General features: G+C 60.6%; 11 protein-coding genes. 10 read left to right on the top strand and 1 reads right to left on the bottom strand.

Going from position 1 to position 13,472, the window contains the following annotated elements:
• Positions 1 to 114: 114 nt before the first annotated feature.
• From pap to QYQ93_RS20030, 3 genes are all read left to right on the top strand, one after another.
• A complete protein-coding gene (pap, locus tag QYQ93_RS20040; RefSeq protein WP_338475339.1) occupies positions 115 to 1,629 on the top strand; it encodes a polyphosphate:AMP phosphotransferase in 1,515 nt (504 codons plus the stop codon).
• A gap of 241 nt (positions 1,630 to 1,870) precedes the next feature.
• Positions 1,871 to 3,055, top strand: a complete 1,185-nt coding sequence (locus QYQ93_RS20035; protein ID WP_338475338.1) for a thiolase family protein — start codon at positions 1,871 to 1,873, stop codon at positions 3,053 to 3,055.
• A 168-nt stretch (positions 3,056 to 3,223) separates the two neighbouring features.
• Positions 3,224 to 4,180 carry a DMT family transporter gene (locus QYQ93_RS20030; RefSeq protein ID WP_124401369.1) on the top strand — a complete coding sequence of 319 codons (957 nt, stop codon included), beginning with the start codon at positions 3,224 to 3,226 and terminating at the stop codon, positions 4,178 to 4,180.
• Here QYQ93_RS20030 and QYQ93_RS20025 read toward each other — a convergent pair.
• On the bottom strand, positions 4,177 to 5,559 hold the full coding sequence (locus tag QYQ93_RS20025) for a class II fumarate hydratase (RefSeq protein WP_124401368.1): 1,383 nt from the start codon (positions 5,557 to 5,559) through the stop codon (positions 4,177 to 4,179). The two genes, QYQ93_RS20030 and QYQ93_RS20025, sit on opposite strands and share 4 nt — an antisense overlap.
• 195 nt (positions 5,560 to 5,754) lie before the next feature.
• Here QYQ93_RS20025 and QYQ93_RS20020 point away from each other — a divergent pair, with 195 nt between their 5' ends.
• The 7 genes from QYQ93_RS20020 to QYQ93_RS19990 all read left to right on the top strand — a co-directional run bounded on the left by QYQ93_RS20020 (position 5,755) and on the right by QYQ93_RS19990 (position 13,462).
• Complete coding sequence (locus QYQ93_RS20020) at positions 5,755 to 6,273, top strand: DUF2059 domain-containing protein (protein WP_043047610.1); 519 nt, start codon at positions 5,755 to 5,757, stop codon at positions 6,271 to 6,273.
• A 6-nt stretch (positions 6,274 to 6,279) separates the two neighbouring features.
• Positions 6,280 to 6,576, top strand: a complete 297-nt coding sequence (locus tag QYQ93_RS20015) for a BolA family protein (protein WP_043047609.1) — start codon at positions 6,280 to 6,282, stop codon at positions 6,574 to 6,576.
• Between the two features lie 118 nt (positions 6,577 to 6,694).
• Positions 6,695 to 7,636: a rhodanese-related sulfurtransferase gene (locus QYQ93_RS20010; RefSeq protein ID WP_043047608.1), complete on the top strand. Its 942-nt coding sequence runs from the start codon at positions 6,695 to 6,697 to the stop codon at positions 7,634 to 7,636.
• Positions 7,637 to 7,639: 3 nt separating this feature from the next.
• Positions 7,640 to 8,275, top strand: a complete 636-nt coding sequence (locus tag QYQ93_RS20005; RefSeq protein ID WP_043047607.1) for a DsbA family protein — start codon at positions 7,640 to 7,642, stop codon at positions 8,273 to 8,275.
• The gene (locus tag QYQ93_RS20000) at positions 8,268 to 10,070 is read left to right on the top strand and encodes an ABC transporter ATP-binding protein (protein ID WP_043047606.1); all 1,803 of its coding nucleotides are present in this window, start codon (positions 8,268 to 8,270) and stop codon (positions 10,068 to 10,070) included. The genes QYQ93_RS20005 and QYQ93_RS20000 overlap by 8 nt, the downstream gene beginning before the upstream one ends.
• A 71-nt stretch (positions 10,071 to 10,141) precedes the next feature.
• Positions 10,142 to 12,604 carry an EAL domain-containing protein gene (locus QYQ93_RS19995; protein WP_338475337.1) on the top strand — a complete coding sequence of 821 codons (2,463 nt, stop codon included), beginning with the start codon at positions 10,142 to 10,144 and terminating at the stop codon, positions 12,602 to 12,604.
• A 78-nt stretch (positions 12,605 to 12,682) separates the two neighbouring features.
• The gene (locus QYQ93_RS19990) at positions 12,683 to 13,462 is read left to right on the top strand and encodes a TenA family transcriptional regulator (protein ID WP_225924185.1); all 780 of its coding nucleotides are present in this window, start codon (positions 12,683 to 12,685) and stop codon (positions 13,460 to 13,462) included.
• The last annotated feature ends 10 nt before the right edge of the window (positions 13,463 to 13,472 follow it).

The raw sequence follows: 13,472 nt of genomic DNA, 5'->3' as shown, positions 1-13,472 counted from the left end.
ATTCTAGCCGATCAACAGGGGTTGGATTGACCCACGACAAGCGCGGGTGGAATTTCCTGCCACAGGTCGTTGCCCAATCCGCTAGTCTTGAGCCATCTTGAAACGGAGCTGCCCATGTTCGAATCCGCCGAAATCGGTCACGCCATCGACAAAGACACCTATGACGCCGAAGTGCCAGCCCTGCGCGAAGCCTTGCTGGAGGTGCAGTACGAACTGCAGCAGCAGAAACGCTTCCCGGTGATTATCCTGATCAACGGCATCGAGGGCGCCGGCAAGGGCGAGACCGTCAAGCTGCTCAATGAGTGGATGGACCCGCGCCTGATCGAGGTGCGCACCTTCGACCAGCAGACCGACGAGGAACTGGCGCGCCCACCGGCCTGGCGCTACTGGCGGCAACTGCCGGCCAAGGGCCGTATGGGTATCTTTTTCGGCAATTGGTACAGCCAGATGCTGCAAGGCCGGGTGCATGGGCAGATCAAGGACGCTCGACTCGACCAGGCCATTGCCGGTGCCGAGCGCCTGGAAAAAATGCTCTGTGACGAAGGCGCACTGATTTTCAAGTTCTGGTTCCACCTGTCCAAGAAACAGATGAAGGCTCGTCTCAAGGCGCTGGCCGATGACCCGCTGCACAGCTGGCGCATCAGCCCGCTGGACTGGCAGCAGTCCAAGACCTACGACAAGTTCGTGCATTTCGGTGAGCGCGTGCTGCGCCGCACCAGCCGGGATTACGCACCCTGGCATGTGATTGAAGGCGTGGACAGCAATTATCGCAGCCTCACCGTGGGCAAGATCCTGCTCGAAGGCCTGCAAAATGCCTTGAAAATGCCCAGGGGCAAGGCCAGCGGCATGAACCCGGCGCCGCTGCCGTCGGCCGTGGACCAGGTAAGCCTGCTCAACAGCCTCGACATGACCCTGCGCCTGGACAAGGACGACTATGAGGAGCAACTGATCACCGAGCAGGCGCGCTTCTCCGGCCTGATGCGCGACAAGCGCATGCGCAGGCACGCGTTGGTGACGGTGTTCGAGGGCAACGACGCGGCGGGCAAGGGCGGCGCGATCCGCCGTGTCGCCGCGGCCCTGGACCCGCGCCAGTACCATATTGTGCCGATTGCCGCGCCCAGCGAAGACGAACGCGCACAGCCCTACCTGTGGCGGTTCTGGCAGAAGATCCCGGCACGCGGCATGTTCACCGTGTTCGACCGTTCCTGGTATGGCCGCGTACTGGTGGAGCGCGTCGAGGGCTTCTGCACCCCGACGGACTGGATGCGCGCCTATGGCGAGATCAATGATTTCGAGGAGCAGTTGCGCGATGCTGGCGTGATCGTGGTCAAGTTCTGGTTGGCCATTGATAAGCAAACCCAGCTGGAACGTTTCCAGGCCCGTGAAGAGATTCCGTTCAAGCGCTTCAAGATCACCGAGGACGACTGGCGCAATCGTGACAAGTGGGACGACTACCGTGCAGCCGTGGGCGACATGGTTGATCGCACCAGCACCGAGGTGGCGCCCTGGACCCTGGTGGAAGCCAATGACAAGCGCTGGGCGCGGGTCAAGGTGCTGCGCACCATTAACCGTGCGCTGGAAGACGCATTCGATAAAACCGACAAGCACGACAAAAAGAAAAAGAAATAGCGCGGATCAAACATTGGTCCAAATGTGGGAGGGGGCTTGCTCCCGATAGCAGGCTGTCAGTACCTGCATTTGCAACTGACCCACCGCTATCGGGGGCAAGCCCCCTCCCACATTGGATCGCCACACATCAGGTAGGCCGTGTGTTGGCCCCATGCTTTTGCATTTATGCAGTGAATGATCATCGCAGCCGGCCGGGCCTGGCTCTATCCTCGATCCACAACCACAAGATCGAGGTAAGCCCATGCGTGAAGTAGTGATCGTCGACAGTGTGCGAACCGGCCTGGCCAAGTCCTTTCGTGGCAAGTTCAACCAGACCCGCCCCGATGACATGGCGGCCCATTGCGTCAATGCGCTGCTGGCCCGCCATGGCCTCGATCCGGCCACGGTGGAGGATTGCATCGTCGGTGCCGGCTCCAACGAAGGCGCCCAGGGCTACAATATCGGGCGCAATGTGGCGGTGCTCTCGCAACTGGGTACCGGCACGGCGGGCATGACCCTCAACCGTTTCTGTTCGTCGGGCTTGCAGGCGATTGCCATCGCCGCCAACCAGATTGCCTCGGGCTGCAGCGATATCATTGTCGCCGGCGGCGTGGAGTCCATCAGCCTGACCATGAAGAGCGTCAACACCGACAACCTGATCAACCCGCTGCTTAAGGAGCAGGTGCCGGGCATCTACTTCCCGATGGGTCAGACCGCCGAAATTGTAGCCCGTCGCTATCAGGTCAGCCGTGAAGAGCAGGACCTCTATGCCCTGCAAAGCCAGCAGCGCACTGCCCAGGCCCAGGCCGAGGGCCTGTTCGAAGACGAAATCGTGCCAATGACGGTCAAGTACAAGGTCGAGGACAAGCACACCGGTGCGGTGCAGATCCTCGATGGCGTGGTGGATCGCGACGACTGCAACCGCCCGGACACCACCCTGGCCAGCCTGGCCGGGTTGAAGCCCGTTTTCGCTGAAGACGGTTCGGTGACGGCGGGCAATTCCTCCCAGCTCTCCGATGGGGCCTCGATGACCCTGGTGATGAGCCTGGAAAAAGCCCTGGCATTGGGGCTTAAGCCCAAGGCGTTTTTTCGTGGCTTTACCGTCGCCGGTTGCGAGCCGGATGAGATGGGCATTGGCCCGGTGTTCTCGGTGCCCAAGCTGCTCAAGGCCAAGGGCTTGCAGGTGGGGGATATCGACCTGTGGGAGCTCAATGAAGCTTTTGCTTCACAGTGCCTGTATGCACGCAACCGCCTGGAAATCGATAACGCCAGGTACAACGTCAATGGCGGTTCGATCTCCATCGGCCATCCGTTTGGCATGACCGGGTCGCGGCAGGTGGGGCATCTGGTGCGCGAACTGCAACGCCGTAATTTGCGCTACGGCATTGTCACCATGTGCGTGGGCGGGGGCATGGGCGCTACCGGGCTCTTCGAAGCTGTACGCTGATCAAAATGTGGGAGGGGTGGCTCCCGATAGCGGTGGTCCAGCCAAACCGCCATCGGGGGCAAGTCGAATCGTCGCACCGCCCCTCCCACAGTTGGTCATCCGCGTATCCGAATCTGGTCACTTACCCCTAGAATGGCTGCTCCTCCACCTCTGGTTTTTGGGGCACTCATGCACATCTCTTCCGGCCGCTGGGTCTACGGTTTCTTGCTGACCCTGCTGACCGCCTTTCTGTGGGGCATTCTCCCGATCAAGCTCAAGCAAGTGTTGCAGGTGATGGACCCGATCACCGTCACCTGGTTTCGTCTTACAGTGGCCGGCACTTGTTTGTTCGTGTACCTCGCCGCCACCAAGCGCCTGCCCAGCCGCAAAGTGCTCGGCCCCAGGGGCGGCTGGCTGGTGGCCATGGCGGTGTGCGGGCTGGTGGGTAACTACGTGCTGTATCTGGTTGGCCTGAAGATGCTCAGCCCCGGCACCGCTCAACTGGTGGTGCAGATGGGCCCGATCTTCCTGATGATCGCCAGCGTGTTTGTCTTCAAGGAGCGTTTCAGCCTGGGGCAGGTCCTCGGCCTGGTGGTGCTGATCATCGGCTTCGGCCTGTTTTTCAATCAGCGCCTCGTGGAGTTGCTGACGTCCCTGGGCACCTATACCGCCGGGGTGCTGACCATTCTGCTGGCCACCTCGATCTGGGTGTTCTATGCCTTGGGCCAGAAGCAATTGCTGACGGTATGGAATTCCTTGCAGGTGATGATGGTGATCTACCTGTTTTGCGCGGTGCTGCTCACGCCATGGGCGCATCCCCTGGAGGCGTTGCAGTTGAGCCCGCTGCAAGGCTGGCTGCTGCTGGCGTGCTGCATGAACACGTTGGTGGCGTATGGCGCGTTTGCCGAAGCGCTGGCCCACTGGGAGGCCTCGCGGGTGAGTGCGACCCTGGCGTTGACGCCGCTGGTGACCTTTGTCGCGGTGGCGCTGGCGGCGTGGCTGTGGCCGGATTATGTCCAGGCCGAAGAGATCAACGCCCTGGGCTACTTCGGCGCATTCGTGGTGGTCTTGGGGTCAGCTGCAGTTGCCCTGGCACCGTCGCTGCTCGCCGGGCTCAAGGCCCGGCGGCTGCGCATGGCGGTTTAGCTACCGAGCATGTTTTCCGGGCGTACCCACTGGTCGAACTCGGCGTCGGTGAGGTAGCCCAGCTCCAGGGCGGCTTCGCGTAGTGTCAGCCCTTCGGCGTAGGCTTTTTTGGCGATCTCTGCCGACTTGTCGTAGCCAATATGCGGGTTGAGTGCGGTAACCAGCATCAGCCCGCGCTCCAGGTGTTCGGCCATTTTCTCGGCGTCGGGCTCAAGGCCTGCGATGCAGTGCTCCTGGAAGTTGTTGCAGCCGTCGGCCAGCAGGCGGATCGATTCAAGCAGGTTGTGGATGATCACCGGCTTGTACACGTTCAACTGCAAGTGCCCTTGGCTGGCGGCCATGCTGATGGTCACGTCGTTGCCCAGCACCTGGCAAGCCAGCATGGACAGGGCTTCGCACTGGGTCGGGTTGACCTTGCCCGGCATGATCGAACTGCCCGGTTCATTGGCCGGCAACTTGACTTCGGCCAGTCCGGCCCGCGGGCCTGAACCCAGCAGACGCAGGTCGTTGGCGATTTTCATCAGCGCCACGGCCAGGGTTTTCAACGCGCCGTGCAGGGTCACCAGCGGCTCATGGCCGGAGAGGGCGGCGAATTTGTTTGGCGCGGTCACAAAGGGCAAGCCCGACAACGCGGCCAGTTCGGAGGCAATTGCCTCGCCAAAGCCGTGGGGCGCATTGAGTCCGGTGCCCACTGCGGTGCCCCCCTGGGCCAGCTCGCACACGGCGGGCAAGGCGCTGCGGATCGCCCGCTCGGCGTAATCGAGCTGGGCGATAAACGCCGAGAGTTCCTGGCCGAAGGTGATCGGCGTGGCGTCCATCATGTGGGTGCGGCCGGTCTTGACCAGCTTCATATGCCGCGCGGCCAGCTCCGCCAGGCCACCGGACAAGGTCGCGATGGCCGGCAGCAGTTGCTCGTGAACCGCCTGCACTGCAGCGATGCTCATGGCGGTAGGAAAGCAGTCGTTGGAACTCTGGGAACGGTTGACGTGATCGTTGGGATGCACCGGGCTCTTGCCACCGCGGTTATTACCCGCCAGTTCGTTGGCGCGGCCGGCAATCACCTCGTTGGCGTTCATGTTGCTCTGGGTGCCACTGCCGGTCTGCCAGACCACCAAGGGGAACTGGTCGTCATGCTGGCCGTCGAGGATCTCGTCGGCGGCCTGTTCGATCAGCCGGGCGATATCGGCGGGCAGGTCGCCGTTGCGGTCGTTGACCCGGGCGGCGGCCTTCTTGATCAGGGCCAGGGCATGCAATACCGCCAGCGGCATACGCTGCTCGCCAATTGCGAAATTGACCAGCGAGCGCTGGGTTTGCGCGCCCCAATACGCGTCATCAGGGACTTGCACTTCTCCCAGGCTGTCGGTTTCGATACGGCTCATCGGGCACCCTCCTTATCCAGTCGTGATTGGTCAGTTTAGGCCCTGGCGGCTGCCGTGGGTTCCCTAAATCCGCATTTGGGCCATCGCGCCCCGCAAAACCGGGGCCCGCCAGGGGGTGGGGTTGAGCCGCGAGGTTTTTTAGGCGCAGAATGGTCGCCCTTGGGGTCTTACCTCGCCTGCTAGAAAGGAAACTCGATGACTCGTCTTCGTGCCATCTGTACCGCGGTTGCTCTGGTTTGCGCCAGCGGCCAGGTTTTTGCCGATACCGCCAGCCACAACGCCAGTGCCGAAGCCTTCCTTACCCTGGCCCATGCTGACAAGCTGGGGACCCCGGTGTACATGCAAGTGCAGCAAATGTTCGCCCAGCGTTTCGAACAGACCAAGGCGCCTGCCGCCAAGCAGTCCGTACTGGACAGCTACCAGGCCAAGGCCAACGCCGCCCTGGACCAGGCAATCGGCTGGCCTAAGCTCAAACCCGACATGGTCAAGCTCTACACCACCAATTTCAGCGAGTCCGAGCTCAAGGACCTGGTTGCTTTCTATCGGTCGCCACTGGGCAAGAAAGTCCTGGAGAAAATGCCGCAGCTGACCCAGCAATCGGCCCAGATGACCCAGGCCAAGCTTGAAAGCGCCGTGCCGGTGGTGAACAAGCTGTTGGAAGACATGACCAACGAGCTGACGCCAAAAGCCGCCGCACCGGCCAAGAAGAAGTAAGCAGCGATGACCATGCAACAGCGTATCGAAACGGCGCTTGTCGCCCTGGCTCCGCAGCACTTGAATGTGCTGGATGAAAGCCATATGCACAGCCGTGGGTTGCAGACCCACTTCAAGGCCGTGCTGGTCAGCCCGGAGTTCGAGGGGCTCAACCGCGTCAAGCGCCACCAGAAGGTCTATGCCACCCTGGGTGACCTGATGGGCGAGTTCCATGCGTTGGCGCTGCATACCTACACGCCTGAAGAATGGGCGAAAATCGACGCAGCCCCGGCCTCGCCGACCTGCGCCGGCGGGCATGACTGATGATCGGGTGTCTCTGACCCCCGGCATTTGTTAGAATCCGCAACGCGCCGCTTAGCCGGCGCGTTTTTTTTGCATCCGGTTCACCCCTTACGAGGGTAGCCACCTGGAGAGAACACCCATGACTCAACCGATTGTCGTGGCGGCACTGTATAAGTTCGTCACCCTCGAAGACTACGTCGCCCTGCGCGAGCCACTGTTGCAGGCGATGGTCGATAACGGCATCAAAGGCACCTTGCTGATCGCCGAAGAAGGCATCAACGGCACCGTGTCCGGCAGCCGTGAAGGTATCGATGGTCTGATGGCCTGGCTGAAAAAAGACCCACGCATGGTCGATATCGACCACAAAGAATCCTACTGCGACGACCAGCCGTTCTACCGCACCAAGGTCAAGCTCAAGAAAGAGATAGTCACCCTGGGCGTTGAAGGCGTCGACCCGAACAAGAAGGTCGGCACCTACGTCGATCCGAAGGACTGGAATGCGCTGATCAGCGACCCGGAAGTGTTGTTGATTGACACCCGTAACGACTACGAAGTGTCCATTGGGACCTTTGAGGGCGCGATCGACCCGAAAACCACCAGTTTTCGCGAATTTCCCGACTATATCAAAGCCAACTTCGACCCCGCCAGGCACAAGAAGGTCGCCATGTTCTGCACTGGCGGCATTCGTTGCGAAAAAGCCTCGAGCTATATGCTCAGCGAGGGCTTCGATGAGGTCTACCACCTTAAAGGTGGGATTCTGAAGTACCTTGAAGAGGTGCCCCAGGAAGAGACCAAATGGCAGGGCGACTGTTTTGTGTTCGACAATCGCGTGACCGTGCGCCACGACTTGAGCGAAGGCGACTACGATCAATGTCATGCCTGCCGCACACCGGTGAGCATCGAGGACCGTGCATCCGAGCATTATGTGGCCGGCATCAGTTGCCCCCATTGCTGGGATAAGCTGCCGGAGAAGACCCGTCGCAGCGCGATTGACCGCCAGAAGCAGATTGAGCTGGCCAAGGCCCGCAACATGCCGCACCCGATTGGCTTCAACTACAAGCAAACCCCTTCCGAGGCCTGAACCATGTCAGCGCGCCTGCTCTATGTAATGGACCCGATGTGTTCCTGGTGCTGGGGTTTTGCCCCGGTAGCGCAGGCGCTGGTTGAGCAGGCCCAGGCGGCCGGCGTAGACGTGCACCTGGTGGTGGGCGGCCTGCGTACCGGCAGCGGCGCGGCGTTGGAGCCGACCACCCGGCGCTATATCCTGGAGCACTGGCAGGCCGTCACCGACGCCACCGGCCAGTTGTTCAAGCGCGAGGGCGCGCTGCCTGAGGGTTTTGTCTACGACACCGAGCCGGCCTGCCGCGCCATCGTCACAGCGCGCAGCCTGGCGCCGGATTGCGCATGGACGTTGCTGGGGCTGATCCAGCGTGCATTTTATGTCGAGGGCCGCGATGTGACCCTTGCCAGCGTGCTGGTGGAACTGGCGGAGCAGGCGGGCATACCACGCATCGAGTTTGCCGGTGCCTTCGACCGTGCCGAACAGCATGCGGCAACGGCGGCCGATTTTACCTGGGTGCAGGATTTGGGCATCGCCGGCTTCCCAACCTTGCTGGCCGAGCGCGATGGGCAGTTGGCCTTGCTGACCAATGGCTACCAGCCGCTGTCCGAATTGTCGCCATTGCTCGCCCGTTGGCTGGAGCGAGCCGCCTGTGTATGAGCAACCTCAACGCACCGACCGCCTGACCTGGGCCGAAATCCGCCGTCTGGCCCTGCGCCACAAGAAATCCCTGTGGCTTGCCAACGGTGTCGCCGTACTGGCGACCCTTTGCAGCGTGCCCATACCGCTGCTGTTGCCATTGCTGGTGGACGAGGTGCTGCTCGGCCATGGCGATGCCGCGCTCAAGGTGATGAACCACGCGCTGCCCCTGGGTTGGCAGAAAGCCGCGGGCTATATCGGCCTGATGCTTATGGTGACCCTGGCCCTGCGTTGTGGCGCGCTGGTGTTCAACGTGGTGCAGGCGCGCCTGTTTGCGCGCTTGGCCAAGGACATTGTCTATCGCATCCGCGTGCGTTTGATCGAGCGCCTCAAGCGTATCTCCCTGGGCGAGTACGAAAGCCTGGGCAGCGGGACGGTCACCACCCACCTGGTCACCGACCTGGACACCCTGGACAAGTTCGTCGGTGAAACCCTCAGCCGTTTCCTGGTGGCGATGCTGACCCTGGTCGGCACCTCGGCGATCCTGGTTTGGATGCATTGGCAGCTGGCGTTGTTGATCCTGTTGTTCAACCCGCTGGTGATCTACGCCACGGTGCAGTTAGGCAAACGGGTCAAGCATCTCAAGAAGCTGGAGAACGACAGTACCTCGCGTTTTACCCAGGCGCTGACCGAGACCCTGGATGCCATCCAGGAAGTGCGTGCCGGCAACCGCCAGGGTTTTTTCCTTGGGCGCCTTGGCCAGCGTGCCCAGGAGGTGCGTGACTACGCCATTCATTCCCAATGGAAAACCGATGCGTCAAGTCGCGCCAGTGGCTTGCTGTTCCAGTTCGGTATCGACATTTTCCGTGCCGCGGCCATGCTGACCGTGCTGTTTTCCGACCTGTCCATCGGCCAGATGCTCGCCGTGTTCAGCTATCTGTGGTTCATGATCGGCCCGGTGGAACAACTATTGAACCTGCAATACGCCTATTACGCGGCCGGTGGCGCGCTGACGCGCATCAACGAGTTGTTGGCGCGTGCCGATGAGCCGCAATACGCTGGCGGCGCAGATCCGTTCAGCGGGCGCGAAACCGTCGGCATCGAGGTGCGTGGCCTCGACTTCGGCTATGGCGAAGACCTGGTGCTTGACCAATTGAACCTGGCCATCGCACCGGGCGAGAAGGTTGCGATTGTCGGCGCCAGCGGTGGCGGTAAAAGTACCCTGGTGCAACTGTTGCTGGGGCTGTACACGCCGCAGGCGGGCATTATTCGTTTTGGCGGTGCAACCCAGCAGGAGATCGGCCTGGAGACCATTCGCGAGAACGTCGCGGTGGTGCTGCAACATCCGGCGCTGTTCAATGACACCGTACGCGCCAACCTGACCATGGGCCGCACGCGTTCCGACCAGGCCTGCTGGCAGGCGCTGGAAATCGCCCAGTTGGAGGCGACTGTCAAGGCACTGCCCCTGGGGCTGGACAGCGTGGTGGGACGTTCTGGCGTGCGTTTTTCCGGTGGGCAACGGCAGCGCCTGGCCATTGCCCGCATGGTGCTTGCCGAGCCAAAAGTGGTGATTCTGGACGAGGCCACCTCGGCGCTGGATGCAGCTACCGAATACAACCTGCACCAGGCACTGGCGCGGTTTCTCAGTGGACGTACTACACTGATCATCGCCCACCGGCTGTCTGCAGTGAAGCAGGCTGACCGGGTGCTGGTATTCGATGGCGGGCATATCGCCGAGGATGGCGATCATCAGCAATTGATCGCCGATGGCGGATTGTATGCAAAACTGTACGGACATCTGCAACAAGTGCGTTGATTTAGCTTAGGCTGTGCTATCGGAAGCGGATTTTCGCGTGCGTATTGAGCTGTGCATGTGCAAGGGACTTCATGAAGCAAAAGCGGACTCTCGGAACGCCACGGTTGTTGGGTATTGTCTGGCCCTTTATCGCCGTTGTCTTGTTCCAGGCATTGTTAGGCTGCGGTAGTCTCTACGTGCTTTCTGCGGTGCGTGGCTATGTGGCTGGTGAAAGCCTGTGGTCCAAAGGCCAGAAAGACGCGATCTACTACCTGACGCTGTATGCCGATAGCCGCGACGACGCCACTTACCTCAAATACCAGCAGGCCATTGCCGTGCCCCAGGGCGGGCATGAGTTGCGTGTCGCCCTGGACAGTGCCACGCCTGACCTGGCTGCCGCACGCCTGGGCATCCTCAAGGGCGGCAATCACCCGGATGACGTCCCCAGCCTGATCTGGCTGTACCTCAACTTCCGCCACTTCAGTTATCTGGAAAAAGCCATTGAGCTGTGGACAGTCGGCGATGGTTATCTGGAACAGCTGGATGAACTGGCCCGGGAGATGCACCGCGCCATCGTCAGTGATCAGGTCACGGACAATGAAGTGCATGGCTGGAAGAAGCGCATCATCGCCATCAACGAGGGAGTGACACCGGCCGCCAAGGCGTTCAGCGATGCCCTGGGCGAAGGTTCGCGGATGATCCTGCGGCTGTTGTTGATCACCAACCTGGCCACCGCCCTGGGCTTGATCATCCTGGCGCTGCTGCGCACCCACAAGTTGCTGGCCCAGCGCCACGCATTCGCCGATGCCCTGCAAGCGGAGAAGGAGCGGGCACAGATCACCCTGGAGTCAATTGGCGATGGGGTGATTACCACTGACGTTGACGGTGCCATTGCCTATATGAATCCGGCGGCCGAAGTGTTGACCCACTGGAAGTCGGAACAAGCCCAGGGCCTGCCGCTGGCGGCGTTGTTCAAGTTGTTGGATGAAAACGCCGAACCCGACGGTTTCACCTTGATCGAACACATCGTCAAGGGCCAGCTCAGTGGCGGCAGCGAGCATTCCAAGCTGATCCAGCGCCTGGACGGCAGTACCGTCTCGGTCACCCTGGTCGGCGCGCCGATCCGCAGCGCCGGCAAGATCAGTGGTGCGGTGTTGGTGCTGCACGACATGACCCAGGAGCGCCAGTACATTGCCAACCTTTCCTGGCAGGCGACCCACGACGCCTTGACCGGCCTGGCCAACCGTCGCGAATTCGAGTTCCGCCTTGAGCAAGTGCTGCAACAGGTTGCACGCCAGCAAAGTGGGCGACATGCCCTGATGTTTCTCGACCTCGACCAGTTCAAGCTGGTCAACGACACCTGTGGCCATGCCGCGGGTGACGAGCTGCTGCGTCACATCTGTGCGTTGTTGCAATCGGATTTGCGCGAGGGCGATACCCTGGCGCGATTGGGCGGCGATGAGTTCGGCATCCTGCTGGAAAACTGCCCGCCGGCGGTGGCGGAAAAAATCGCCGAAAGTTTGCGCCATACCGTGCAGAGCCTGCACTTCGTATGGAAGGGGCGGCCGTTCATGACGACCGTCAGTATCGGTCTGGTGCATATCTCGCAAACCCCGACTACCCTGGAAACGTCCCTGCGTGCCGCTGACATGGCGTGCTATATGGCCAAGGAAAAGGGCCGCAACCGCGTGCAGGTGTACCACGCCGATGACTCGGAGCTGTCTCTGCGCTTTGGCGAGATGGCCTGGGTGCAGCGACTGCACATGGCCCTTGAAGAGAACCGCTTTTGTCTCTACGCCCAGGAAATTTCGCCTTTGGGGCACACCGAACCTGGCAATGGGCACATCGAAATTCTCCTGCGTCTGCATGACGAGGCGGGGCGGATCATTTTGCCCAATAGTTTTATCCCGGCGGCGGAACGCTATGGCCTGATGACATCGCTGGATCGTTGGGTGGTAGAGAACGTATTCAAGATCATCGCCCGTTGCCTGAATGAACGCCCGGGCCGCCCCATGGCCATGTGTGCGATTAATCTGTCAGGCATCACCATTGGCGATGATGATTTCCTAGGGTTTTTGCGTGAAAAATTCGGCACTTACAACATACCCCCGGAAATGATTTGTTTTGAAATAACTGAGACCAGCGCTATCGCCAATTTGGGCAGTGCGATTCGCTTTATTAATGAACTCAAAGCCTTAGGTTGCCATTTTTCACTCGATGACTTTTGCGCCGGAATGTCCTCATTCGCATATTTGAAACATTTACCTGTAGACTTCCTGAAGATCGATGGAAGTTTCGTAAAGGATATGCTGGACGACCCGATTAACCGCGCCATGGTCGAAGTGATCAACCACATCGGCCACGTCATGGGTAAGCGCACAATTGCCGAGTTTGTTGAAACACCCCAGATCGAACAGGCTTTACTTGAGATCGGTGTGGATTACGCCCAGGGCTATCTGATTGAACGCCCGCGATTGTTTACCTTTGATAGCTTGCAGTGTCGACCTGCGCGACCGCAGCCCCTGTTATTCAAGGCGCCCGGCACCTTCCGCTGAAACATTTGCTGGTCTGTACAATCACACTTAAAAAGGAGCCCTACAGTGATCGACACATTCAACAGAACCGGCCCGCTTATGGAAGCCTCGAGTTACCCCGCCTGGGCGCAGCAATTGATCCAGGCCTGTAGCGAGAGCAAGCGTCGGGTTGTCGAGCACGAACTGTATCAGCGCATGCGTGACAACGCCCTCAGCGCCAAGACCATGCGCCACTACCTGATTGGTGGTTGGCCAGTGGTGGAACAGTTTGCCTTGTACATGGCGCAAAACCTGACCAAGACCAAGTTTGCCCGTCACCCTGGCGAAGACATGGCGCGACGTTGGCTGATGCGCAATATTCGCGTGGAACTCAACCACGCCGATTATTGGGTGCATTGGGCGCGTGCCCACGGTGTCAGCCTGGAAGAACTGCAAGCGCAAGACGTACCGCCGGAATTGCACGCACTGAGCCATTGGTGCTGGCACACCAGTTCGGCCGATTCATTGATCGTCGCGATTGCCGCCACTAACTACGCGATTGAGGGGGCGACTGGGGAGTGGTCCGCCGTGGTCTGCTCGACCGGTGTATATGCTGGCGCCTTCCCTGAGGAGGATCGCAAGCGCGCGATGAAGTGGCTCAAGATGCACGCCCAGTACGACGATGCCCACCCGTGGGAAGCCCTGGAAATCATCTGCACCCTGGCCGGGACCAACCCCAGCAAGGCGCTGCAGGAAGAGCTGCGCCAGGCGGTGTGCAAGAGCTACGACTACATGTACCTGTTCCTGGAAAGCTGCATGCGCCTGGAGAACGCGCAGAAAGACCAAGACCAGGCGCCGGCGGTTCGTGAACGCCCAATGCGCGTCGCCAGCGAGGCATGAGGTAAGTGTG

Source organism: Pseudomonas khavaziana (genome assembly GCF_036704165.1).
Classification (GTDB): Bacteria; Pseudomonadota; Gammaproteobacteria; order Pseudomonadales; family Pseudomonadaceae; genus Aquipseudomonas; species Aquipseudomonas khavaziana.
Note: the sequence above shows the minus strand (reverse complement) of the source record. Positions and strands in the feature narration are given on the sequence as shown.